The 24,210-nt window shown below is 60.5% G+C and carries 21 protein-coding genes and 2 pseudogenes; 16 read left to right on the forward strand and 7 right to left on the reverse strand.

Annotated features, from left to right (window positions below):
* Nucleotides 1–9: 9 nt before the first annotated feature.
* Nucleotides 10–1,176 carry a mandelate racemase/muconate lactonizing enzyme family protein gene (locus PYR71_RS14405; RefSeq protein WP_275619837.1) on the reverse strand — a complete coding sequence of 389 codons (1,167 nt, stop codon included), beginning with the start codon at nucleotides 1,174–1,176 and terminating at the stop codon, nucleotides 10–12.
* Between the two features lie 53 nt (nucleotides 1,177–1,229).
* The gene (locus tag PYR71_RS14410) at nucleotides 1,230–1,940 is read right to left on the reverse strand and encodes a GntR family transcriptional regulator (protein ID WP_275619838.1); all 711 of its coding nucleotides are present in this window, start codon (nucleotides 1,938–1,940) and stop codon (nucleotides 1,230–1,232) included.
* A 205-nt stretch (nucleotides 1,941–2,145) separates the two neighbouring features.
* Between PYR71_RS14410 and PYR71_RS14415 the strand changes: the two genes are divergently transcribed.
* The 6 genes from PYR71_RS14415 to PYR71_RS14440 all read left to right on the forward strand — a co-directional run bounded on the left by PYR71_RS14415 (nucleotide 2,146) and on the right by PYR71_RS14440 (nucleotide 8,616).
* A complete protein-coding gene (locus PYR71_RS14415; RefSeq protein WP_275619839.1) occupies nucleotides 2,146–3,624 on the forward strand; it encodes an ABC transporter substrate-binding protein in 1,479 nt (492 codons plus the stop codon).
* Between the two features lie 73 nt (nucleotides 3,625–3,697).
* On the forward strand, nucleotides 3,698–4,657 hold the full coding sequence (locus PYR71_RS14420) for a carbohydrate ABC transporter permease (RefSeq protein WP_275619840.1): 960 nt from the start codon (nucleotides 3,698–3,700) through the stop codon (nucleotides 4,655–4,657).
* On the forward strand, nucleotides 4,654–5,544 hold the full coding sequence (locus PYR71_RS14425) for a carbohydrate ABC transporter permease (RefSeq protein ID WP_275619841.1): 891 nt from the start codon (nucleotides 4,654–4,656) through the stop codon (nucleotides 5,542–5,544). Before PYR71_RS14420 ends, PYR71_RS14425 begins: the two co-directional genes overlap by 4 nt.
* An 11-nt stretch (nucleotides 5,545–5,555) precedes the next feature.
* Nucleotides 5,556–6,653, forward strand: a complete 1,098-nt coding sequence (locus PYR71_RS14430) for an ABC transporter ATP-binding protein (protein ID WP_275619900.1) — start codon at nucleotides 5,556–5,558, stop codon at nucleotides 6,651–6,653.
* A 31-nt stretch (nucleotides 6,654–6,684) separates the two neighbouring features.
* Complete coding sequence (locus tag PYR71_RS14435; RefSeq protein ID WP_275619842.1) at nucleotides 6,685–7,848, forward strand: mandelate racemase/muconate lactonizing enzyme family protein; 1,164 nt, start codon at nucleotides 6,685–6,687, stop codon at nucleotides 7,846–7,848.
* Nucleotides 7,849–7,869: 21 nt separating this feature from the next.
* Nucleotides 7,870–8,616, forward strand: a complete 747-nt coding sequence (locus tag PYR71_RS14440; RefSeq protein ID WP_275619843.1) for a ribonuclease activity regulator RraA — start codon at nucleotides 7,870–7,872, stop codon at nucleotides 8,614–8,616.
* Between the two features lie 277 nt (nucleotides 8,617–8,893).
* Here the strand turns inward: PYR71_RS14440 and PYR71_RS14445 are convergent, their stop codons facing one another.
* Together PYR71_RS14445 and PYR71_RS14450 are read right to left on the reverse strand one after the other, a co-directional pair.
* Nucleotides 8,894–9,970 (reverse strand): TraB/GumN family protein, encoded by a 1,077-nt coding sequence (locus PYR71_RS14445; protein WP_275619844.1) that lies wholly within the window; start codon nucleotides 9,968–9,970, stop codon nucleotides 8,894–8,896.
* A 161-nt stretch (nucleotides 9,971–10,131) separates the two neighbouring features.
* Complete coding sequence (locus PYR71_RS14450) at nucleotides 10,132–11,067, reverse strand: tyrosine recombinase XerC (protein WP_275619845.1); 936 nt, start codon at nucleotides 11,065–11,067, stop codon at nucleotides 10,132–10,134.
* Nucleotides 11,068–11,206: 139 nt separating this feature from the next.
* Here PYR71_RS14450 and PYR71_RS14455 point away from each other — a divergent pair, with 139 nt between their 5' ends.
* Together PYR71_RS14455 and PYR71_RS14460 are read left to right on the forward strand one after the other, a co-directional pair.
* Nucleotides 11,207–12,157, forward strand: a complete 951-nt coding sequence (locus PYR71_RS14455) for a GNAT family N-acetyltransferase (protein ID WP_275619846.1) — start codon at nucleotides 11,207–11,209, stop codon at nucleotides 12,155–12,157.
* A gap of 12 nt (nucleotides 12,158–12,169) precedes the next feature.
* Nucleotides 12,170–12,651 (forward strand): annotated as a pseudogene (locus PYR71_RS14460) (GNAT family N-acetyltransferase).
* Nucleotides 12,652–12,654: 3 nt separating this feature from the next.
* On the opposite strand, the pseudogene PYR71_RS14465 reads toward PYR71_RS14460, so the two are convergent.
* A pseudogene (locus tag PYR71_RS14465) lies at nucleotides 12,655–13,586 on the reverse strand (dihydrodipicolinate synthase family protein).
* 213 nt (nucleotides 13,587–13,799) lie between these two features.
* On the opposite strand from PYR71_RS14465, the gene PYR71_RS14470 reads away from it, so the two are divergent.
* From PYR71_RS14470 to PYR71_RS14505, 8 genes are all read left to right on the forward strand, one after another.
* A complete protein-coding gene (locus tag PYR71_RS14470) occupies nucleotides 13,800–16,016 on the forward strand; it encodes a primosomal protein N' (protein WP_275619847.1) in 2,217 nt (738 codons plus the stop codon).
* A gap of 79 nt (nucleotides 16,017–16,095) precedes the next feature.
* A complete protein-coding gene (locus PYR71_RS14475; RefSeq protein ID WP_183917256.1) occupies nucleotides 16,096–16,485 on the forward strand; it encodes an AGROH133_08824 family phage infection protein in 390 nt (129 codons plus the stop codon).
* A gap of 254 nt (nucleotides 16,486–16,739) precedes the next feature.
* The gene (locus PYR71_RS14480) at nucleotides 16,740–17,306 is read left to right on the forward strand and encodes a F0F1 ATP synthase subunit delta (RefSeq protein WP_183917702.1); all 567 of its coding nucleotides are present in this window, start codon (nucleotides 16,740–16,742) and stop codon (nucleotides 17,304–17,306) included.
* Nucleotides 17,306–18,835, forward strand: coding sequence for a F0F1 ATP synthase subunit alpha (atpA, locus tag PYR71_RS14485; protein ID WP_275619848.1), 1,530 nt, complete (start codon nucleotides 17,306–17,308; stop codon nucleotides 18,833–18,835). Before PYR71_RS14480 ends, atpA begins: the two co-directional genes overlap by 1 nt.
* A 28-nt stretch (nucleotides 18,836–18,863) precedes the next feature.
* Nucleotides 18,864–19,748 carry a F0F1 ATP synthase subunit gamma gene (locus PYR71_RS14490; RefSeq protein ID WP_183839950.1) on the forward strand — a complete coding sequence of 295 codons (885 nt, stop codon included), beginning with the start codon at nucleotides 18,864–18,866 and terminating at the stop codon, nucleotides 19,746–19,748.
* A 22-nt stretch (nucleotides 19,749–19,770) separates the two neighbouring features.
* Entirely contained in the window at nucleotides 19,771–21,198 is a 1,428-nt protein-coding gene (gene atpD / locus PYR71_RS14495; RefSeq protein WP_275619849.1) for a F0F1 ATP synthase subunit beta, read from the forward strand.
* The gene (locus PYR71_RS14500) at nucleotides 21,198–21,437 is read left to right on the forward strand and encodes a hypothetical protein (RefSeq protein ID WP_275619850.1); all 240 of its coding nucleotides are present in this window, start codon (nucleotides 21,198–21,200) and stop codon (nucleotides 21,435–21,437) included. The genes atpD and PYR71_RS14500 overlap by 1 nt, the downstream gene beginning before the upstream one ends.
* Nucleotides 21,437–21,844: a F0F1 ATP synthase subunit epsilon gene (locus PYR71_RS14505; protein ID WP_010053653.1), complete on the forward strand. Its 408-nt coding sequence runs from the start codon at nucleotides 21,437–21,439 to the stop codon at nucleotides 21,842–21,844. The genes PYR71_RS14500 and PYR71_RS14505 overlap by 1 nt, the downstream gene beginning before the upstream one ends.
* A 238-nt stretch (nucleotides 21,845–22,082) precedes the next feature.
* Here the strand turns inward: PYR71_RS14505 and PYR71_RS14510 are convergent, their stop codons facing one another.
* On the reverse strand, nucleotides 22,083–22,820 hold the full coding sequence (locus PYR71_RS14510) for a sugar transferase (RefSeq protein WP_183917246.1): 738 nt from the start codon (nucleotides 22,818–22,820) through the stop codon (nucleotides 22,083–22,085).
* 167 nt (nucleotides 22,821–22,987) lie between these two features.
* On the reverse strand, nucleotides 22,988–24,208 hold the full coding sequence (locus PYR71_RS14515) for an acyltransferase family protein (protein ID WP_275619851.1): 1,221 nt from the start codon (nucleotides 24,206–24,208) through the stop codon (nucleotides 22,988–22,990).
* Nucleotides 24,209–24,210 lie beyond the last annotated feature (2 nt).

The raw sequence follows: 24,210 nt of genomic DNA on the forward strand, positions 1-24,210 counted from the left end.
CATTGCTGGCTAATCGAACTCTATCTCATAGTTTTGAAGGTATTCACGGTTCATCTCGATGCCGAGACCAGGCTTGGGCGTAAGCGTGAGGTTGCCGTTCGAAACATCGAGTGGTCTGTCGATCAGGTGATCGTATTTGCCGAGGTTCCACTCTGACGTTTCAAGCTTGTAGAAATTCGGAACGGTCATCATCACCTGCGCTCCGGCAACCACGTTGATCGGCCCAGCGGCGTCATGCGGCGAGACGGGAATGTAGTAGGCTTCGCATAGGGCAGAAATCTTCTTGAGTTCGGTAATGCCGCCGGTCCAGGTGACATCAGGCATGATGTAGTCGGCGAGCTTGTTTTCGAGCACCGGCACGAAATCCCACTTCGTGTGGCCGCGCTCGCCCCAGGAGATAGCGGCGCTGACCTTCTCCCGGACCTGTCGGAGAGCGTTGAGGCTCTCCGGTGGACAGGGCTCCTCGAACCAATCGATCTGACCGGCTTCCTCGAGACTGCGACAAAGGCGAATGGCGGTGGGAACGTCGAACCGGCCATGCGCATCGATGAGGATGTCGACATCGGGGCCTGCCGTTTCGCGGATCAGAGCCGTGAGTTCGGCGGCTTCGCGCTCATCTCTGCGGGTCATGCTGCCATCGAGGTAGCCGTCCCGCTGTTCGCGAAGCTGTCCATCGGCGGTGCTGCCCTGGTAGGGGAAAGGATCGAACTTGAGCGCTGTGTGGCCAGAATCGACGATGTCTCGAATTTCGCGGACCACAGCCTCCTTGCTGGTAAACTTGGCCTGGTTGGGGTGGGTGTAAAGCGAGATTTCATCGCGCACCGCTCCGCCCAACAGCTCGTAAATCGGCTTGCCAAGGACTTTGCCTCGGATGTCCCAAAGGGCTATGTCGATGGCGCTGACGCATTCGACGGCGGCGCCGCGGCTGCCCATGTAGGTGAAGCTGCGGAAGATCTTGTGCCACAGATATTCGATACGCGCCGGGTCCTCGCCGGTCAAAGCGGCACCGATCTGCCGCAAGATCGTGCAGAGGGCGCGATTGGCGAGCCTTGTCGTCGTGGTGATCTCTCCCCAGCCGCTCACTCCCTCGTCGGTCGTCACTTCGACAAATAGAAACTCTCCCCAATAAGAAGCATCCGATCTGATGAGCCACGGCCGAACGCTGGTGATTTTCATCTCAACTGCCTTTACCTGAAGTGTTCCGGGTAACGATATTCATGCCCAAGCATTTATCCTGCCCGAGCGGCGTTGCGCGCGCGCATGTGTTCGAGGATGTGCCGCCCTGAGCCTTCGACATGGCGCGCAATAAGTTCGCCTGCCTCGTTCGCCCTTCCGGCTTTGACATGCGCAATGAGCTCGCGATGCTCGCTCAGGATCGCTGCACGCCGGGCAAGCGTAAAATCGAAGCGGCGGCTCACGGCTCGAAGCACTTCGCGATGCTTCCACCAAAGCTCGGCGGCATGGCGATTGTAGTGCTTCCGGTACATGATGGTATGAAAGGCGGTGTCCAGTTCGCTATGCCTTACCGTGTCGGTAAAGTTGTTCTCTTCAATGAGGCTTTGGATGCGTTCGAGCTCACCAATGTCCTCCACCGTCGCCATATTCACGAACCAGCGCGTGAGTGACGGCTCGATCAAAACGCCTATTTCGTAGATATCCCGAACAAAGTCCTGATCGATGGGTCGCACGCGCGCTCCGCGGTTGGCAACGAAGGTGACAAAGCCCTCCCCGCGCAACAGTTGCAAAGCTTCCCGCACGGGGTTGGTCGAGGTGCCGTGGCGCCGGGCGAGATCGGTGACGACGAGCCGCTCGTTGGCCGCGAGCCGCCCTTCGATGATGTCGTCCCTGATCAGTTGGTAAACAGACGCACCCTCGCTCGACGCCCCTGTAGCGTCGATCCCCTCGGGCGGCTGCGCTTTGAATTCACTTGTTTCGGTCAAGACCGTCCCCAATCCATACACACATTCAGGGGATATCATGCAAAACCTCTCAAAACAATGTACGATTTTCTTTAGTTGACAGACAATCATTGACATGAAAACGTACGATAAGGTCGAAGGGATACATTAAGTGGGAGAATCCCACGACCTGGGAGCAAGATCGCCTCAATGCAGAGCGGCTTGGGAAAAACCTGGGAGAATACCTATGATGAGTCTTTCGCTCGGCGGTGTCGTTGTACGCGGCACTGTATCCACTGCTTTGATGGTAACGTTGATGTCCGTGCCTGCGTTCAGCGCGCCGGTCGACTTGAGCCAGTGGTCACCGCAATATGTGCGCTCCATTGCCGGCACGCAGGAGTTCGATACGGCGGCCGATTGCGGCAAGGTCACCCCCCTCGACTATAAGGGGCGGTTGACATTCTGGTATCAGGGCGTGTTCGAGGGCGACCCCGACCTCCTGCGCCAATATTACAAGGAGTTCTTCGAGACCTTCCGCAAAACCTATCCAAACATTCAGCTTGAGGAACAAGCCCTCACCTATAACGACCTGCTGGACAAGTTCCGGACCGCGCTCCTTGGCAATGCAGCGCCCATGGCGGTCCGCCTGCAAATCCTGGGCGGCACCGAGTTCGCCTCAAAGGGTTATTTGGAGCCGCTCAAACCCGAGGATGTTGGATATTCGACCGAGGATTTCTGGCCCGGCGCAATGAAGGCGGTGACTTGGGAGGGGGTGACATACGGCATTCCCACCAACAACGAGACGATGGCGTTCATCTGGAACGCCGACATCTTCAAGCGTGCAGGTCTCGATCCGGACAAGGCACCGGCAACCTGGGACGATGTGGTCAAGTATTCGAAGCAGATCCACGACAAGCTCGGCGTTGCCGGTTACGGCCTCGTGGCTCGCAAGAATGCCGGCAATACACCATACCGCTTCATGCCGCAGCTGTGGGCCTATGGCGGCGGCGTCTTCGACGAAGCGACCGCGAACCCGACCTATAAGGAGGTCCAGCTCAATAGTCCGCAGAGCAAGGCGGCATTGCAAGCCTCCTACGATATGTATGTTCGCGATAAGTCGGTTCCCGTTTCGGCGCTGACCAACCAGCAGGCCGACAACCAGCCGCTCTTCCTCGCTGGCCAGCTCGGCATGATGATCTCGCACCCGTCCGACTACAACGTCATGCTCGACCTGCAAAAGAAGACGACGGGCAGCGATAAGGAAAAAGCGCAAACCGTCATCAACAACATGCGCTACGGCCTGATTCCGACTGGTCCAGACGGCAAGCGTGCCGTCGTGTTTGGCGGCTCCAACATCCACATTCTGAAGCCCGAATATGTCGAAGGCGGCAAGGTAGACGAGCCAGCTGCAAAAGCCATTATCTGCATGTGGACAAGCCCCGAATGGTCGCTGAAGATGGCCTATGCCGGCTCGAACCCCGGCAACCTTAACGGCTTCAAGACCAAGTGGATGAAGGAACGCCTCGATAACATCAAGTTTCTTGATGTCACGACTTCGATGCTGCCCTACGGCATCCCGTTCCCGGCGCTGCCGCAGTCGCCGGAGATCATGAACATCATCGTCCCGGACATGCTGCAGAATGCCCTGACCGGGGCCATGACAGTCGACCAAGCAGCGGACGACGCAGCCAAGAAGGTGAAAGACCTGATGGACGGCGGACTCTAGATCATCCTGACGATCTGACCGGCTGCACCTTTGATTGCAGCCGGTTTGTTCCGAAGAATAAGGGCACCGCACAGTGACGATCTTGACTGGCAAGGCCGAGGCTCACCGAAGACTGCGACCCGACGGGTCAGGCGCACTGCGAAACATCTGGGAGCATCGCGCTGATTATGCGTACGTGCTTCCCGCGATCGCCGTGATGCTCATCGTCATTGCCTACCCGATCTACTACACAATCGAACTGTCGTTCTTCAATACGCCGCCTGGCCTGCAGCTCCGGGACAAGATTTTTGTCGGCCTCGACAACTACACCGTCATCCTGACAAGTCCGGTGTTCTGGAAAGTCACCTCGAACACTCTCATCTGGACACTGGGGTCCACTCTCATTTCATTTGTCCTGGGGTTCGCCTGCGCACTGGCGCTCCATCGCGACTTTGTCGGCCGCGGCATATTGCGGGCCATCCTGATCATTCCCTGGGTCATCAGCGCGGTCGCTGCGTCCTATATCTGGAAGTGGATCTACCATTCGGACTTTGGGATAATCGGCGCGGTGCTGGTCGGCCTCGGATGGGCCGATCGGCCGCCGAATTTTATCGACAGCGTCAGCACCGTGCTGCCCTCGCTGATCGTCGTCAATATCTGGCGAGAGTTTCCGTTTGCCATGATCATGATGATGGCTGGCCTGCAGACGGTTCCTGACCAGTTGTTGCGCGCCGCAAAAGTCGACGGCGCCAATGCATGGCAGCGGTTCTGGCACGTCACCTTTCCGCACTTGAGAAATGTCTCGACGGTGACAATCCTTCTGCTGGCAGTGGCCAACTTCAATTCTTTCATCATCCCCTGGATCATGACCGGCGGCGGGCCGTCGAACGCATCGCATATCTGGATCACCCACATTTATGAGCTCGCCTTCGGCCGCCAGCGCTGGGGGGTAGCATCGGCCTATTCGGTGCTGCTGTTCCTGATCCTGATGTCGCTCGGCTACTTCTACGTCCGTGCGCTCAGCGGCAACGAGCAGAAGGATGGGAGCGCATGAGCACAATTGCCGAGGCCACTCATAGAAGCCGGTCCCATCGCCGTGTCCGCATCGATGGATGGCGGTGGGGTGGGCGCATCTTCCTGGTGTTCATGCTGCTTTACACTGCATTGCCGATGGTCTGGATGCTGATCACCTCGATCAAGTCCGGCTTCGCGGCCATGCAATTCCCGCCGCAATGGTGGCCGGACCAACCAACCCTTGCCAGCTACCAGAAGCTGCTCGATCCGCAAAACAGCGTCGGCCAGGACTTCCTACGCTTCTTCTGGAATAGCCTTTTCGTCTCCACCGCCACGACCATTCTTTCGGTGATTGTTGCAGTTCCTGCGGCCTACGCGTTTTCGCGTTTCACCTTCCCTGGCCGCAACTTTCTGTTCTTCACCGTTTTGCTTCGCAATATGTTCCCGGCAGTGATCTTTCTTGTTCCGCTCTTCATCCTGATGCGCGCGATCGGGCTGGTGAACACGCATGGGTCGCTCGTCCTCACCTACCTCACTTTCGGTCTGCCGCTGGCAATCTGGCTCCTCAAGGGCTTCTACGACAACATCCCGGTGCAACTCGAACAGGCGGCGCGCATCGACGGGGCAACGCGGTTCCAGGCCTTTTTCCTGATCGTGATGCCGCTCTCGGCGCCTGGAATCATCGCCACCGCGATCTATTCCTTCATCGGCGCGTGGAACGAGTACATCTACGCCTACACCTTTCTCTCCAAGAACGAACAGTTGACACTGCCGGTCGGCATCCAGCGCTTCTTCTCTGAAAATACAACGGACTTTCCGGGCCTGATGGCGGCCAGCTTCATGATGAGCGTGCCCGTCGTGGTCCTGTTCCTCGTCCTGCAACGATACTTCGTACGGGCGCTTACGGAAGGCGCAGTCAAGCACTAGGGGAGTTGGCGGTGGCCCACGTGGTCCTTAAAGATCTGGTCAAGACTTATGGCAGCTTCAAAGCTGTCAACAATGTTTCGCTGACGGTCAACGACGGCGAATTCGTTGCGCTCGTCGGCCCTTCAGGCTGCGGCAAGACAACCACGCTCAATCTTGTGGCGGGGCTCATCCCCATCACATCTGGCGACATCGTCATCGGCGACCGGGTGGTCAATGACCTCGACCCCAAGGACCGGGACATCGCAATGGTGTTCCAGAACTACGCGCTCTATCCGCAGAAATCGGTTTACAAAAACCTGGCGTTCCCGCTGCAGATGCGCAAACTGCCAAGGGACGAGATCGACAAGAAGGTCAAGGAAGCAGCGCGCGTGCTCGACATGACGCAGCTACTGGAGCGCAAGCCGCGCGAACTTTCGGGCGGGCAACAACAGCGCGTGGCGCTGGGCCGTGCCCTCGTTCGCGATCCGGCGGCATTCCTGATGGATGAACCCCTCTCGAACCTCGACGCAAAGCTGCGCGTCCAGATGCGGTCGGAGATCAAGCGTTTCCATCAGGACCTCAAGGCGACGATCATCTACGTGACGCACGACCAGCTCGAAGCGGTCACCATGGCCGACAGGATGGCCGTGATGAACGGCGGCTACCTGCAGCAATATGATTCACCGGCGCAGGTCTTTGCCCATCCCGTGAACATGTTCGTCGCCAGCTTCGTCGGCAGCCCGGCGATGAGCCTGGTTCCCCTGGAGGCATCAACGGCAGGTGGCAACACCGTGTTGACCAGCGCGGAGGGCTGGCGCCTCGAGCTCTCTCCAACCAACGCCCGGAAGGTCGAGAGGGCGACCACCAGGAGAGTCGTGCTCGGCGCACGTCACTCGACGATCAAGCTGCACAAGAGTGCGATGCCTGGAAGCATCCCCGCCAAGGCCTATACGGTGGAGCCGACCGGCGACGTCACCTTCGTACAGGCGTTCCTGTCAGGCGCCATCGTCAATGTCAGCGTCCCGCCGACCATTGCCGTCGCGCCCGATGAACAGATTTGGCTCGAGTTCGATCAGGAGCGGATGCATCTGTTCGACGGCGAAACAGAAATGGCCCTCAAGACCAACTGAGATCAGGGGTGCATGCGAAAACGAGGCATGAATGACTACGAAGCTTAAAATCACGGCGATCAAACCCTATCCAGTATGGGTCGGAACGCGCAACCAGATGCTGGTCAAGATCGAGACCGACAGCGGCATCTTCGGCTGGGGCGAGAGCGGCTTGAGCGGTCGCGAGAAGGCGGTGGCCGGCGCGATCGAGCACTATCGCGAGTTTCTCATCGGCCGCGACCCGATGCAGATCGGTCGGATCTGGCAGGAGCTTTATCGCAGCCAGTACTTCGAAGGCGGGCGCGTTCTGCAGGCGGCGATTTCGGCCATCGACATTGCCCTTCACGACATCAAGGGCAAGGCGCTAGGCGTACCGGTCTACGACCTGCTGGGCGGCAAGCAGCGCGACCGTATTCCGACCTTCGCCTCGACAGGCGACGAGGCCGAGGGCGATGTTGCCATCGAACGAGCCCGCGAACTGCGCGCAGAGGGGTGGCAGGCGATACGATTCTTCCCCATCGGGCAAAGCAGCAACGACATCTTTGAGCCGCGAGAGTCGATCGGCGCTACCGCAACTATGTTGAACAAGGCGCGCGATGCGCTGGGCGACGAGGTCGTCCTGGGCATCGATTACCATCATCGGCTATCGGTGGCAGAGGCGGCGAGCTTCTGCAACAAGCTGGGCCGCGGCGTGCTTGATTTTCTCGAGGAGCCGATAAGAGACGAGACACCCGAGGCTTACGAATCCCTGCGCACGATGACCGACATCCCGTTCGCTGTTGGCGAGGAATTTGCCAGCAAGTGGCAATTCCTGCCCTACATCGAGCGTGGCATCCATCAGTTCAACCGGCTCGATGTGTGCAATGTTGGCGGGCTCACCGAAGCGATGAAGGTCGCCGGTTGGAGCGAGGCGCATTATGTAGACCTGATGCCGCACAATCCTCTCGGCCCAGTCTGCACGGCCGCGACCATCCATCTCGCCGCCGCGGTGCCGAATTTCGCTTGGCTCGAGACCAGGGCGCCCGAAGCGAAGCTCGGCTTCGATAATTCCGACTTCTTCCCCGTGCAACCACGGCTCGACGGTCCGGACTATCCGGTCAGCGATCTGCCGGGTCTAGGCGTCGAGGTCAACGAAGAGGCGGTCAAGGCGGAGAGCTTTCGTTTCTGGGAGGCGCCCCACCTGAAACGCCGCGACGGTTCTGTCACAAACTGGTAGTTTCATTTACCGGAGCCCAAAATGACGAATACGCCCGACATTACGCGACCGCCCAAAGAGCTGATCGAAGCACTGAGGGAAATCGGCGCCGCGACGGTTTCCGGCACGCTTGGCCACATGGGCTTCCGCAATCCGCACATGGTCGGTCCCGTGCCGCAGAATCACGGGAAGTCGATCGTCGGACCGGCCCTGACGCTTCAATTCTTGCCGCAGCGGCCGGATCTCTTCACCGAGGGGGAATATGCAGATCCCGAGACGCAGTTACACCGCCATGTGCTTTATCACGTGCAGGAAGGCGATGTGGTTGTGGTCGACGCGCGCGGTGACATGAGCTCGGGTGTCTTCGGCGATATGATGTCGACATATTTCAAGGGCAGAGGCGGCGCCGGCATCGTGATCGATGGGTGCATGCGCGATCGGCCCAATGTCGAGAAGCTAGATCTCCCTTTATGGCTTCGCGGCTGGACGCCCAATTATCATGTGCAGACCGGCATCTATCCGAACGCCGTCAACGTTCCGATAGCCTGCGGCGGTGTCACGGTAATCCCCGGAGACATCATTATCGCCGACGATGACGGGGTGGTGGTGCTTCCAGTCGCAATGGCCCCGAAGGTGATCGAAGAAGCGCAAAAGCATCACGATTGGGAGGAGTTCTCGCGAGCGAAGCTGATGGAGGGAGGATCGTTGCAGCGCTACTATCCGCTGCATAACGATGCCCACGCAGAGTACGAAGAGTGGCGCAAAACCAACCGCTTGGGAACAACTTAGCCACGGATTACTCTTAGTCCAGTTGTAGGAATCGCAGAGATGAACATTTGAAAACGGTCAAGAGAATGCAGCAGCCGTCCACCATGGCTTACAGTCTCAACCACCGCTTCCTTCATGGGATGATCGCGCTGCTGGTTTTCTTCAATCCGTGCGGACGTCCTGAAGATCATTCTCTCGGCGCTGATCGTGGTGCATGTCGCGGGAGCCCTCGTCCGTCAGTTCTGCAGGAAAACCAATGTGCTGCGGCGGATGACGCTCGGCTGGGCGCCTAGTCGACTCAGTTTACGGCGGTCACCTTAAAACCCTGCTTGCGCAGCAGTTCGATAACGCCGCCCTGGCCGGGCAGGTGCAGGGCGCCGACGGCCATGAAGACGTTGCCGCCGTCGAGAATGGGAGCGGCGCGCTCGGCCATCACCTTGTTGCGATCGAGGATGACGCGCTGTTCGAAGGCGGCGTAGTCGCCGGCCTCGTCTTCATTCGCCGGCGTCACGGTCTTCAGCATAGGCATTGTCATGCCGATATCGCCGGAAAGGTAGAGATCGGTCATCGTTTCGACGACGTCGCTCATCTTGTCGCCGAGTTCCAACGTCTCGATCAACGACTTCATATGGAATTCGACCGGCAGGTCGGCCATCGCCTGGATCTGTTCGGCGAGGGTCTCCAGCCCCTTGACCTGCTTGCCTTCGGCAACGGCGTCGGTGGCGATCTTCTGGTCGAGGAACTGCACGCCCTTGGCCTTGCGGGCGAGTTCGCAGGCCGGAAGCGCGACGGCGCTCGATATCATCCATGGCCGCATGCGGGAGACGGCGCTGAGCGGGATTCCGCGCTGCTTGAGGCCGGCTTCCAGCCGCTTGTAATCCTCGGTAGACAGCAGCTTGTCGATCGTCGTGCCATCGGTGAACATCGTCAGCTCCGGCCGCGCCAGCAGGGCGGCGGTCGCCTTGCGTTCATCGAGGATTTCGTCGGATTCGATGATGATCGTATCGGCGGCGTCGTGGGCTGTCTTGGCGCGTGGCGGCAGGGCCAGCACGCGAGGATCGGTGACATGCATGCTGCCGAGCAGCCATGACGGCGCAAGCCCTGCCTTTTCGATCTTCCAGAAGATGCCCTTGCCGTTCGGCACGGCCCCGGCTTCCTTTACCGCCTCGGCGTAGCGGGCCGGGTCGCTCTGCTGCAGATCGATCATCAGATTGCGGCCGGTGCAGGCACCGTCTTCGGCCGACGCCGGCCGCGCGGCCAGGAAGGCGACGAACAGCGCCGCAAGAAGCAGCATGTGGAAGGCTGCAATCAACCAGAGCAGCAGGTTGCCGGATGCTGCGAGGAAAGAGGTCCGGCGGCCGATTGATGTTGTCATGGTGATGTTCCGGTCACATGCCCTATGCTTCATGCTCTACGCTCGGCTTGCGCATAATCCTTTAAGAGAATGCGTTAACGGAAAATTAACGCATCGCATTACGTCAGATTCATGGGCGCTGAGCTTGCCGATAGGCCGCGTGCCGCTGTTACAACCATGCATCAAGCGCGCGGATGGGCCCGATCATACACCTCAAGCAGGCGCGACGCATCGACGCCGGTATAGACCTGTGTCGTCGAGAGGCTGGCATGGCCGAGCAATTCCTGGATGGTGCGCAGATCGCCGCCGCCGGCAAGCAGGTGGGTGGCGAAGGAGTGGCGAAGCGCATGGGGTGTTGCCGTCTCCGGCAGACCGAAGGCGCCGCGCAGCTTCTGCATGGCGCGCTGGATGATCGCCGCCTGCAGCTTGCCGCCGCGGGCGCCGCGAAACAGCGGAGCGCCGCTTTCGAGATGATAGGGGCAGAGCGCGCGATATCTCTCGACCGCGTCGAACACAACGGGTAGCAGCGGAACCAGCCTCGTCTTGTTGCCCTTGCCGGTGATGCGCAGCGTCGCCGCACCGTTCGGCAGGTCGGCAGGAACGAGATCCAGCGCCTCGGAGATGCGCAGGCCGCAGCCGTAGAGCAGCGTCATGACAGCCGCATCGCGCGCGGCGATCCAAGGCTCGTCATGCAGCTGAGCCTCACTGCTGACGACGGTGACCGCCTGCGTGTCCGACAGCGGCTTGGGAAGCGACCTCGGCTGTTTCGGCGAGCGGATTGCGGCAGCACCGGCGGCATTGACCAGGCCCTTCTTTTCGAGATGGCGCAACAGTGAGCGAAGGCCGGCCAGGTTGCGCCCGAGAGAACGGGCGCCGGAGCCCTGCTTGCGCCGCGCGGCAAGGAAGGCGCGGAAGTCGGCAGGACGCAATTCCCTGATGTCGCCAAGCGTCACCGGGCCGGCGAGATGGCCGGTCAGGAAGGTCAGAAACTGGCGGGTGTCGCGCTCATATGCATCGAGCGTATGTTCGGAAAGACGGCGTTCACGCGCGAGGTTTTCCAGCCACGCTGCGCGCTCCGCCATCAGGCGCGGGTCGGCGATAACAAGCAGTTCATTCACGTCGCTGGCCTTGAATTTGCCTTCAAGTCCGCCAATTTGAAGCAGGAACGGTTATGGAATTGCTAATGCCGGCCAAACCTTGTCATCCCTAGATCATATTCTACTGAGATAGCTTTATACCCCATAGACAGGATCTTTCATGGCACGGCGCGATTCCATGACGGCTTTCGGACAACTCGCGGAAGCGATCGCTCTTGTTTCACAGGGAAAGCCCGGTCATATCGTCGACACACTGATTGCCGAACGCGGCCAGAGGATCGTCAAAAATCCGCTCTGGCCCGTCATGCGGCCGTTCCTCTACACGCTTCTGCGCTACAACAAGGCGATCGAATTCGCCAATGCGGTTGCCAAGATGACGGGCTTCCAGTCGTTCGAATATCTGAGCGGCGTGCTGAAGCTCGACATCGGCATCGCCAATGGCGAGCGCATCCCCGATACAGGCGGCTTCATCCTCGTCAGCAACCATCCGACCGGCATTGCCGACGGTGTCGCCGTATTTGACCTCCTGAAAACGCGCCGGCCCGACATGATGTTCTTCGCCAATCGCGATGCGATCCGCGTAAATCCGCGTTTTGCAGAGATGGTCATCCCGGTCGAGTGGCGGGAGGAGCACAAGAGCAAGCTCAAGGCGCGTGAGACGCTGCAATTGACCAACCACGCTGTCAGGGAAGGCAAGGCGACGGTGCTCTTTCCATCAGGGCGTATCGCCTACTGGGCGAACGGTCGGCTGAACGAGCGCCCATGGAAGACGTCGGCGGTCGGGCTGGCGCGCAAATACAATCTGCCGATCCTTCCGGTCCACATGACGGCGCGCAATTCCGGCCTGTTCTACTGGCTGGCGAAATGGTCGACGGAACTGCGCGACATGACGGTCTTTCATGAACTGTTGAACAAGCGCGGCGACCGTTTCGATTTCCTAATCGGTAATCTCATTCCCGCCGAACATCTCGATGGCGATCTCAACGAGGTGACGAAGGCACTGGAGAAACACACGGTGCACGATATGGCGGCGGATGCCGACGCGACCTTCGTGCCGGTCAGCCTTCCGGCTGCGACAACGTCTCGCGAGCTTGCCGTTCCTGCGGTCTAAATAGGTTTTGCCATGTCGGTCGACATCCGCGTGATCCGAGATCGATTGCCGCGGGAGATCGCCGACCTCGAAAGCAAGGCCCGGCGGAGGGCCATCTCCATATCGCCCGCCTTATTGACGAATGGTCGGCCGGCGACATCAGATTCGAACGTGACGGCGAAATTCTGCTTGGCGCCTATGTCGGGCAGGCGCTTGCCGGCGTCGGGGGTGTGACCGTCGAACCCGCCCTATCCCAAGCGTTGCGGATGCGGCGTTTCTACGTCAGTCCCGAAATGCGCGGGCACGGCATCGGCCGGCTGCTGACCCTGGCGCTGCTCAATCACGCGCGGGATTTCTGCAGTGTCGTCATCGTTCATCCGGGCAATCCAGACGCAGCCAAATTCTGGGCGGCTCTCGGGTTTCGACCTTACGCGACGGACGGCGATACGCTTTATCTCGAAATTGCCCAGATTCCCTCCGGTCAGGATGTTTCAGGCTCGTTCTCTACGCTTTAAGCTTCAGGCACCGATCTCTTTGAGACGAACGGCTTGACGGGCCAGAAGCCGCTCGACATCGCCAATATCGAGCGCCGAAAGCTTGGCGCCCGGCCTGCGCAGGGTGGCGGATTTGATGACGCCGCGCTTGGCAAGAACGTATTTGCGGGAGGCAAGCCCGATGCCCTGCTGCTGTTCGTAGCGGGCGAGCGGCAGATAGGCGTCGAAGATCTCGTGGGCGCGATCGAGATTTCCGGCTGCATAGGCGGCGACGACGCCGACCATCATCTCAGGATAACAGAAGCCGGTCATGGCGCCATCGGCGCCCCGGCCCATCTCTTCGGGCAGAAAAAGCCCGCCATTGCCGCAAAGGATGGAGATGCGCCGCATGGCGCCGCTATCGCTGGCGGCGCGGAGCGCGGTGATCTTTAAAAGGCCCGGCCAGTCCTCGTGCTTGAGCATGACGCAATTTTGCACCTCGTTGACGATGCGCTCGATAACCTTGGGCGCAATCGTCACATTGGTGGTGAGCGGATAATCCTGCAGCACGAAGGGTGTCTCGCCGAGGGCTTCGCCGACCGACTGGTAGAAGGCGAAAGCCTGGTCGTCGGTCTTGACGGTCCAGGGCGGCGCGACCATGACGCCGGCCGCACCTTCGCCCATGACGGCTTCGGCGAGTTCGCGCATCGGCGCAAGCCCTGGCGCCGACACGCCGACAACGACGGGAAGGCGCCCTCGAGGCGCTTCAGCACACGCTCGACCACGGTCCGCGATTCCTCAGCGGTCAGCTTCGGGGCCTCGCCGAGCTGACCGAGCACCGTCAGTCCGGTGACGCCGGCGCCCTCATAGAAGTCGACCATGCTGTCGATGCTGTCGAGATCGAGCGTGCCGTCGTCGGTGAATGGGGTTACGGCGATCACATAGACCCCCTTGGCGTCTTCGGTCAGTCTGGCCATTCGCGCGCTCCAATTCAGCGGCCGAAGAACAGCGCTTCGGCATTTCCGATTGAATCTCTCCGGCAATCTATGCGGCCAATCGTTCGTCCGGCAACCTTTTCTTAAGGATACGGGCGATCCTGGCGAAACCGTCGCAATCCGCATTCCGCGCAAGATGCGCGGCCTCGTCTTTGCGGTTCCAATTGCATCGATTTGCGGGCATGGTCTCGCCCGATGAGCACAGATTCGTCCGATCTCTTTGGCGCGCTCTTCGAAGCACCGCCCCTGAACCGAACGGTTCCGGTGCTGGTGCCGATGCCGGCGCCGAAACCCTATTCCTACTCGGTGCCGGATGGCATGGCGGTCGAGCCCGGCTCGGTCGTGCAGGTGCCGCTTGGGCCGCGACAGGTGATCGGCGTCGTCTGGGACGGCGGCGAGGATGGCGTCGATCCGAAGAAGCTCCGCCCGATCAGCCATGTCTTCGACTGCCCGCCGCTTTCCAAGGAGATGCGGGATTTCATCGACTGGGTGGCGGCCTATACACTCTCCCCGCCTGGTCTAGTCGCGCGCATGGCGCTGAGGGCGCCGAACGCCTTCGAGCCCGAGCCGATGATCGAGGGGCTGAAGTTCGTCGGCGGCGAGCCGGAGCGGCTGACGCCGGCGCGCGCCCGGGTGCTCGAGACCGCTTCCGACGGCTCGTCCTGGACGCGCAGCGGCCTGGCGCATGCCGCGGGCGTTTCGACCAGCGTCGTCGACGGGCTGATCACGCTCGGTATCTTCGAGACGATATTCCTGCCGCCGCCGCCTGTCGTGGCGATGCCGGATCCCGATTTTGCCGCCGCACGTCTCGAAGGGCCGCAGAAAGAGGCGGCCGCAGAGATCGTCTCCGACGTTCGCAAGGGCGAATTTGCCGTGTCGCTGATCGACGGCGTCACCGGCTCCGGCAAGACCGAGGTCTATTTCGAGGCGATCGCCGAGACGCTGAAACGTGGCAGGCAGGTGCTGATCCTGCTGCCGGAAATCGCGCTGACGGCCAGTTTCATGGAGCGTTTTCAAGATCGCTTCGGGGCAAAACCCGCCGAATGGCATTCCGACCTCGCCCCGCGCATGCGCGAAAAAGTCTGGCGTCAGGCGGTGACCGGCGAAGTGCGCGTCGTGGCCGGCGCCCGCTCGGCGCTCTTCCTGCCTTTTGAGGATCTCGGCCTCATCATCGTCGACGAGGAGCACGATCCCGCCTACAAACAGGAGGATCGGGTTTTCTACAATGCCCGCGACATGGCCGTGGTGCGCGGCCGTATCGGCGATTTTCCGGTTGTGCTGGTGTCGGCGACGCCGTCGGTCGAAAGCCAGGTCAACGGCCAGAGCGGGCGCTACACAACCGTGCATCTGCCGACGCGCTTCGGCGATGCGGCGCTGCCCGACCTGCATCTCATCGATATGCGCAGGCACGCGCCGGAGCGGGGCGGCTTCCTGTCGCCGGTGCTGATCCGGGCGATCGGCAAGACGGTGGAGCGGCGCGAACAGGCGCTGCTCTTTCTCAACCGACGCGGTTATGCGCCGCTAACGCTCTGCCGGGTCTGCGGCCACCGCTTCCAATGCCCGCAATGTTCGAGCTGGCTGGTCGAGCATCGTTTCCGCAAGCAGCTGCAGTGCCATCAATGCGGTCATGCCGAGCGCACGCCGGAAGCATGCCCGGAATGCGGCACGCTCGACCATCTCGTTGCCTGCGGGCCTGGCGTCGAGCGGATCGCCGAAGAGGTGGAGCGGCATTTCCCCGAGGCGCGCACGATCGTTCTATCCTCGGACATCATGGGCGGGGTGAAGCGGCTGCGGCTGGAGCTCGATGCCATCGCCAAGGGCGAGGCCGATATCGTCATCGGCACCCAGCTCGTCGCCAAAGGCCATAATTTTCCGCTGATGACTCTCGTCGGCATCATCGATGCCGATCTCGGCCTTGCCAATGGCGATCCGCGCGCGGCCGAGCGTACCTTCCAGCTTCTGTCGCAGGTGACCGGCCGGGCCGGGCGTACCGGCCTCAAGAGCCATGGGCTGCTGCAAACCTACCAGCCGCAGCATCCCGTGATGCAGGCGATCGTATCAGGCGATTCCGGTGCCTTTTACGAGCGCGAGATCACCGAGCGCGAACGCGCGGCGCTACCGCCCTTTGGCCGGCTGGCCTCGATCATCGTCTCGGCTGAAACCCGCCACGACGCTGAAAACCATGCGCGCGGCATGCGCAACGCAGCGCCCCAGGTGTCCGGAATCACGGTGCTCGGCCCAGCGGAGGCGCCGCTTGCGCTGGTGCGCGGCCGCCACCGCTTCCGGCTTCTGGTGCACGGGCGGCGCAACTCCGACATGCAGGGCTTCCTGCGGACGATGCTGTCGCAATCGCCGAAGGAGCGCGGATCGGTGCAGGTGCAGCTCGATATCGATCCGCAGAGCTTTCTGTAGATCGTTCCGCGCGCCGCGTTTCCGGATCCGGCCGATCATGGCATAAACGCAGAATCAGCGGATGATTTGGAGTCGAGGCATGGAATTTGAGTTTCCGACGGAATTTGGTGAGCAGCTTGCCTTCGGCGCAGCCACTTTTACGGCCTTTGCCGGCTTCGTCATCATGTTTGCGCCGGGTCTTGCGATGAGGGTCTTCGGCTTGGCGCCGCGCGGCGAGCGGCGTGAAGGCTTCAGCGAGGTCCGATCGATGGGCGGCTTCTATCTCGGTCTTGGCCTCGGTGCCGTCGTGCTGGCTCAGCCGCTGATTTATACCGCCTTCGGAGCGGCGTTCGCCATGGCCGCGTTTGCCCGCATCGTCTCCATCCTGTCAGATAAGGGGAGTACGTACCTCAACTATTTACTTCTGGTTGTGCAAGCGATTATCGCGGCACTGCCGCTGCTGTATGTTTTCGGCTTCGTCCAGACGTAAATTTTTCCGGCGATGGCGGCTTGCGCGGCCCGCGTTCAGGCCATTGCGCAATTTTGCGAACAGAAATTCATGCGAAAGGCGTATTCGGCCATTACGCGTGTTGCGAGTCCGAACATCCTATGTTAGACGGACCCCGAATTTCGGAAGAAGCAAGAGGCTTCTCTTGTGATTTCTGGGGGAAATCAAAACGAATTCAAGATCATAGGTTCGGCGCCCGCCGAGAGCCGGATTTTGGATTGAAATCAGGGAAATTTGTGCCAGTGGCAGACACGTCCCAGCTTACTTCTGGTGTTGCCGAGCGCTATGCCTCGTCGCTTTTCGAGCTGGCGCTCGAACAGGGCGTCGTCGACAGCGTCACCGCCGATCTCGACCGTTTCCAGGCGATGCTGGATGAGAGCGCCGAACTGAAGCGCTTCGTCGCAAGCCCGGTTTTTTCCGCTGAGGACCAGCTGAAGGCGATTGTCGCCATCAGCGAGAGGGCCGGCATCAGCGGTTTCTTCGCCAATTTTCTGAAGGTCGTGGCGCGCAACCGCCGCCTGTTCGCCCTGCCGGGCATGATCAGGGCCTTCCGTCTCATCGCCGCGAATCATCGCGGTGAAATCTCCGCCGAGGTCACCTCGGCGCATGCGCTCTCCCAGGCGCAGGAAACCGAATTGAAGGCGGCACTCAAGAGCGTCACCGGCAAAGACGTGACGATCTCAGTCACGGTTGATCCGTCAATTCTTGGTGGTCTGATCGTGAAGGTCGGGTCCCGTCAGATTGATACGTCTCTTCGTACCAAACTCTCTACCCTTAAGCTCGCATTGAAAGAGGTTGGCTGATGGATATCCGCGCCGCGGAAATTTCCGCAATTCTCAAAGACCAGATCAAAAATTTCGGCAAAGAGGCAGAAGTCTCGGAAGTCGGCCAGGTTCTCTCCGTCGGTGACGGTATTGCTCGCGTTTACGGTCTGGACAATGTCCAGGCTGGTGAAATGGTCGAGTTCCCCGGCGGCATCCGCGGCATGGCCCTGAACCTTGAATCCGACAACGTCGGTGTCGTTATTTTCGGCTCCGACCGTGACATCAAGGAAGGCGACACCGTCAAGCGGACTGGCGCCATCGTTGACGTTCCGGTCGGTCCGGAACTGCTCGGCCGCGTCGTCGACGCGCTCGGCAACCCGATCGACGGCAAGGGCCCGATCAATGCGACCCGCCGTTCGCGCGTCGACGTCAAGGCACCCGGCATCATTCCGCGCAAGTCGGTTCATGAGCCGATGTCGACCGGCCTCAAGGCCATCGATGCGCTGATCCCGGTCGGCCGCGGCCAGCGCGAGCTCGTCATCGGCGACCGCCAGACCGGCAAGACCGCCATCCTGCTCGACGCCTTCCTCAACCAGAAGGCCATTCACGACAATGGTCCGGAAGGCGAGAAGCTTTACTGCGTTTACGTTGCCGTCGGTCAGAAGCGCTCCACCGTTGCCCAGTTCGTCAAGGTTCTCGAAGAGCGCGGGGCACTGAAGTACTCCATCATCGTTGCCGCCACGGCTTCCGATCCGGCGCCGATGCAGTTCCTGGCTCCGTTCGCCGGCTGCGCCATGGGCGAATATTTCCGCGACAACGGCATGCATGCGCTGATCGGCTATGACGATCTGTCCAAGCAGGCCGTGTCCTACCGCCAGATGTCGCTGCTGCTGCGCCGCCCGCCGGGCCGCGAAGCCTATCCGGGTGACGTTTTCTACCTGCATTCGCGCCTGCTCGAGCGCGCCGCGAAGATGAACGACGACAAGGGCGCCGGTTCGCTGACGGCTCTGCCGGTCATCGAAACGCAGGGCAACGACGTGTCGGCCTTCATTCCGACCAACGTAATTTCGATTACTGACGGTCAGATCTTCCTTGAAACCGACCTGTTCTATCAGGGTATCCGCCCGGCCGTGAACGTTGGTCTGTCGGTTTCTCGCGTCGGTTCGTCGGCGCAGATCAAGGCGATGAAGCAGGTTGCCGGCTCGATCAAGGGCGAACTCGCCCAGTATCGCGAAATGGCCGCCTTCGCCCAGTTCGGTTCGGACCTTGATGCTGCAACGCAGCGCCTCTTGAACCGCGGCGCACGTCTGACCGAACTCCTGAAGCAGCCGCAGTTCTCGCCACTGAAGACGGAAGAACAGGTCGCCGTGATCTTCGCCGGCGTCAACGGCTATCTCGACAAGCTGCCCGTCGCATCGGTCGGCAAGTTCGAGCAGGGCTTGCTTTCGTACCTGCGTTCGGAAGGCTCGGCCATCCTCGACGCGATCCGCACGGAAAAGGCAATCAGCGACGATACCAAGGGCAAGCTCACGGCTGCTCTCGATAGCTTCGCCAAGTCTTTCTCGTAATCGGGCCCGAAGTTAGGACGGATCACGGATGCCTTCACTCAAGGATCTGAAAAACCGGATCGCCTCCGTCAAGGCGACGCAGAAGATCACCAAGGCGATGAAAATGGTCGCCGCGGCGAAGCTTCGGCGTGCGCAGGAGGCGGCCGAGGCCGCCCGGCCCTATTCGCAGCGCATGGGTGCGGTTCTGGCTAATATCGCCAAGGCCGTCACCGATGCGGATGGCGCACCGGCACTGATGACCGGCACCGGCCAGGACAAGGTCCATTTGCTGGTGGTCTGCACGGCCGAGCGCGGCCTTTGCGGCGGCTTCAACTCGCAGATCGCCCGCTTTGCGCGCGATCATGTCCGCAAGCTGCTCGCCGAGGGCAAGACGGTGAAGATCTTCACCGTCGGCAAGAAGGGTTACGACATCCTTCGCCGCGAATTTGCGCCGCTGATCATCGAGCGCAAGGAACTGCGCGATGTCAAGAAGATCGGTTTCGAAAATGCCGACCAGATCGGCAAGCGCATCATCGAGATGTTTTCGGCCGGCGAGTTCGACGTCTGCACGCTGTTCTACTCCGAATTTAAATCGGTGATCAGCCAGGTTCCGACCGCGCAGCAGCTCATCCCGGCCAAGGCTCCGGAGGCCGCTGCCGAAGATGCCGCCCATGCCGGTGCCGTCTACGAATACGAGCCGGATCCGGCGTCGATCCTCGGCGATTTGATCCCGCGCAACATCTCCGTCCAGATCTTCCGCGCGCTCCTCGAGAACGTCGCGGGCGAGATGGGCGCCAAGATGAGCGCCATGGACAATGCGACGCGCAATGCTGGTGAGATGATCAACAAGCTGACACTGAGCTACAACCGTCAGCGTCAGGCGCAGATCACCAAGGAACTGATTGAAATCATTTCGGGCGCGGAAGCGCTCTGAGTTAGGGAAAGAGGGTAAGAAAATGGCTGAGGCAGCTACCCGCTCTGTCGGCAAAGTCACCCAGGTTATCGGCGCCGTCGTCGACGTTGCTTTCGAAGGCGAACTGCCGGCGATTTTGAACGCGCTCGAAACCGACAATAACGGCAACCGTCTGGTTCTCGAAGTCGCTCAGCATCTGGGCGAAAACGAAGTCCGCACCATCGCCATGGACTCGAGCGAAGGTCTCGTTCGCGGCCAGCAGGTCCTCGATACCGGCGCTCCGATCTCGGTTCCGGTCGGCAACGAGACGCTCGGCCGCATCATGAACGTCATCGGCGAGCCGGTCGACGAAGCCGGTCCGCTGGTCACCGCTCATAAGCGCGCCATCCACCAGGATGCCCCCGCCTATGTCGAGCAGTCGACGGAAGCACAGATTCTGGTCACCGGCATCAAGGTCGTCGACCTGCTGGCTCCCTACGCACGCGGCGGCAAGATCGGCCTCTTCGGCGGCGCAGGCGTCGGCAAGACCGTTCTGATCATGGAACTAATCAACAACGTCGCCAAGGCGCATGGTGGTTACTCGGTTTTCGCAGGCGTCGGTGAACGCACCCGCGAAGGCAACGACCTCTATCATGAAATGATCGAATCGAACGTCAACAAGCATGGCGGTGGCGAAGGCTCCAAGGCTGCGCTGGTTTACGGTCAGATGAACGAACCGCCGGGCGCCCGCGCTCGCGTCGCTCTGACGGGTCTGACGGTTGCAGAACACTTCCGCGACCAGGGTCAGGACGTTCTGTTCTTCGTCGACAACATCTTCCGCTTCACGCAGGCAGGTTCCGAAGTGTCGGCTCTGCTCGGCCGTATTCCTTCGGCCGTGGGTTATCAGCCGACGCTGGCAACCGACATGGGTCAGATGCAGGAACGCATCACCACGACGACGACCGGCTCGATCACCTCGGTTCAGGCCATTTACGTTCCGGCCGACGACTTGACCGACCCGGCGCCGGCAACCTCGTTCGCCCACCTTGACGCAACGACGGTTCTGTCGCGTTCGATCGCTGAAAAGGGCATCTACCCGGCCGTCGACCCGCTCGACTCCACTTCGCGCATGCTCGACCCGATGGTCGTCGGTGAAGAGCATTACGAAGTTGCCCGTAAGGTCCAATCGACGCTGCAGCGCTACAAGGCCCTGCAGGATATCATCGCCATCCTCGGCATGGACGAACTGTCGGAAGAGGACAAGCTGGCCGTTGCCCGCGCCCGCAAGATCGAGCGTTTCCTGTCGCAGCCGTTCTTCGTCGCCGAAGTCTTCACCGGCTCGCCGGGCAAGCTGGTTGCTCTCGAAGACACGATCAAGGGCTTCAAGGGCCTCGTCAACGGCGAATACGACAACCTGCCGGAAGCTGCCTTCTACATGGTCGGCTCGATCGACGAAGCCATCGAAAAGGCCAAGAAGCTCGCTGCCGCTTGATGAGCGACGCTCAGGACGAGATATTCTGCTGCGACTCCCTGAGAGGGGTCGTGGCGGAACTTCCGGAACCGGCGGCGCCGACCGTCTATCGTGCCGATAACGGCGTGGTCATGATGGTTGTCGGGCTGGTTCAGACCGAGGAAGGCCTCGGATATCTCGATCAGGCGATACTGCACTGCCCGTTCTGCGGGACCAAATTGCAAGATGCAAAAGTCATAGCCGAGAAGGTAAGTCACTGATGGCTGACAATTTCAACTTTGAGCTCGTTTCGCCGGAGCGTCTGCTCTTGTCGGAGATGGTGACCGAGGTCGTCATTCCCGCGACCGAGGGCGAGATGACCGTCATGGCGCACCACGCGCCGACGATGACGACCATCAAGCCGGGGGTGGTGAGCGTGCGTTCGGCTTCCGGCAAGAAGCAGGACTACGTGGTGTTCGGCGGTTTTGCCGATATCCTGCCGACAGGCTGCACTTTGCTTGCCGAATCCGCCGTTCCGGTCGAGGAACTCCATAAGGACGAGCTCACCCGTCGTATCGAGGCTGCCCGCAAGGAGCTCGAACATGCCGAGCTGCACGAGCACAAGTCGAAGCTCGAGCATTTCATCATGGAACTGACGCATCTGCGCGGCATTGTCCAGCAGGACTGACCGGGTACGACAGCTTCATTGAAAGGCGGCCTCAAAGGCCGCTTTTTTTGTGTCTGGCTTCTTCCTTGAGTACGGACAACAGCGTTGTCATGCGGCTTCAAACGAACGCGGCCGGCTGTTTCGGTTGGGCAAACAGACGGCTTCAGTCAGCTCAGGGAAAACTCCAAAAGTGGCTACAATCTTTTGCAGCGGCCTGCGCCGCTGACGGATTATGCAGCCGCAGTTTTGCCGCAGCGTCTCAGAAGCCGGTGCCGCCGCGCAGCTCGATGATCAGTGTCTTGAACAGGATCTTCAGGTCGAGCAGCAGGCTGAAATTCCTGACATAATAGATATCACAGGCGATTCGGGCCCGGGCTTCCAGCGGCCTTGTCGTCGGGCCGCGCCAGCCGCGTGTTTGCGCGAGACCGGTGATGCCGGGGCGCATGATGTGTCGATGGTGGTAGTTCGGCACCACTTCCTCGTACAGCCTGCCGGCTGCGCGCATGTTGATGGCATGGCAGCGTGGGCCGACCAGCGACATCTCGCCCTTGAGGACGTTCAGGAGCTGCGGCAGTTCGTCGATATTGGTCCTGCGGAGCATTGCGCCGATGCCGGTCATCCTGGCGTCGCCCTTGACAGTCTGCTGGACGCCGCTGGGATCGCAAACCTCCGCCCGCATCGAGCGGAATTTGAAGACGTTGATCTTCCGGCCGTTCAGCCCCCAGCGGATCTGGCGGAAGAACACCGGACCGCCATCGTCGAGCTTGATGAAAAGAGCGATCGCCAGAAAAAGCGGCGCCAGCACGAGGAGAGCGTTGGCCGAGATGACGATGTCGATCAGCCGTTTCACGGCCAATCGCAGCGTCGCCTTTTCTTCGCCATTGGAAAAGCTCTCCGGCTGGCGAATGTTGGAGTTCGCTATGACCAGGGTCCTGATTTTGATCTGACGCTGAGACGGATCGAAGCGTGAATTCGTCTTCGAAGTAAAAGCATTCATTACACAAGGCCCGTAAGTTTAGATGCAATACTGAACTGTAGGGAGACAAATACATGCTCACGTAAGGTTTGTCATCGGGTTAAATAAGAAATTGCTAACCCTAAAGACACCAAAAATGGGAGTATTCCCTGTTAACCTTAATGCCTGTAGTTGAAGTGGAAACGAATTTATACTTTAAAAGGAGTAGCCCGATCGGGTGAGTGCGATGTCAGACGGTTTCCCAAGTCGATCGCCGGTCGTTCCAGCAGGTGATGGCTGAGAGTTGCCACTAGAAGGACGAGCACCATTGTCAGCCCGCAGGATTGCAGCCAGCCGGTAACGACATTGTCCGAGGAGGCGCCGAACGAACTGGGGTCGAGTCTCTGGATCAATGTCAGGATGATCTCCTGCCAGATATAAATGCCGAACGAGATCTTGGCGACGTAGCGGACGGGAGCGTTGTCGAGCAGCCTGCCCAGGCGATGCGAATGGCAGAGCGATACGAGCGCGGTTGCGATCGCCAGCGGAAAGACGGGAAATCCGTAGGGCATGTCGAGCGAGCCGTACCCCTCGGCCGAACCGCCGGGCGATATGGCGAGGCGGTAGCCGGCAATCGAAAAGGCGAGAAGCGCTGCGGCATCGAACCAGAAGGAGTGCCTTGCAGGCAGCATGACGTCGATGCCGGCGGCAAGCGCGCCGAGCGCGAAGACCGCGAAGAAGCCGATCGGATTGTAGTTGGGCATCCATTCCTTCGCCCCGCCCTGCAGGCCATAGGCCCAGCCGCGCCCGATGTCGTCGAGCGCAAAGAGTTTCAGGATTGCCAGATGGGCAATGAGGACGACGGCAATGACGCAGAGCCAGGCGGAACGGGCCAGCAACCGGCGCTGCCGCACCCGCGGCAGGCGAAACAGGAGGAGAAAGCAGGCCGGCAGGAGCACATAGCTGGTGACCTCGAAGGGGATGGACCAGAGCGGTCCGTCGGCTTCGACAGGGAAAAACGTGCGCCAATGCCATTGGCTCATGAACAGCAGTCCGGCAACGTAGCGAAGCGCAAGCTCTGGTGTCAGCGGCACGGCAAGCAGCGTCAGGCTGACAACGAAGCTGACGGTGGCGGCGACCCAGAAGCCCGGGGCAATGCGTGCGGCCCTGCGGATGGCGTAGGTCCCGAGGCTCGGCATGTCGCTGCCGCCATCGAGCGCGCGCCAGAAGGGACGGGCCAGAAGAAAGCCGCTGAGCACGAAGAAAATGGCGACGCCGAAATTGCCGAAGCGGAGGATGTGCGCCGTCGACGCCAATTCATCGGGAATTCGGCGCATATCCAGCCGGAGCGCGAGATGATGAGCAAGCACCAGCAGGCAGGCTGTCGCGCGCAGAAAGTCCGCTCCGACCAGTCTCTCCTGTGGTCGCATGT

Source organism: Rhizobium mulingense (assembly GCF_029194105.1).
GTDB lineage: Bacteria > Pseudomonadota > Alphaproteobacteria > Rhizobiales > Rhizobiaceae > Rhizobium > Rhizobium mulingense.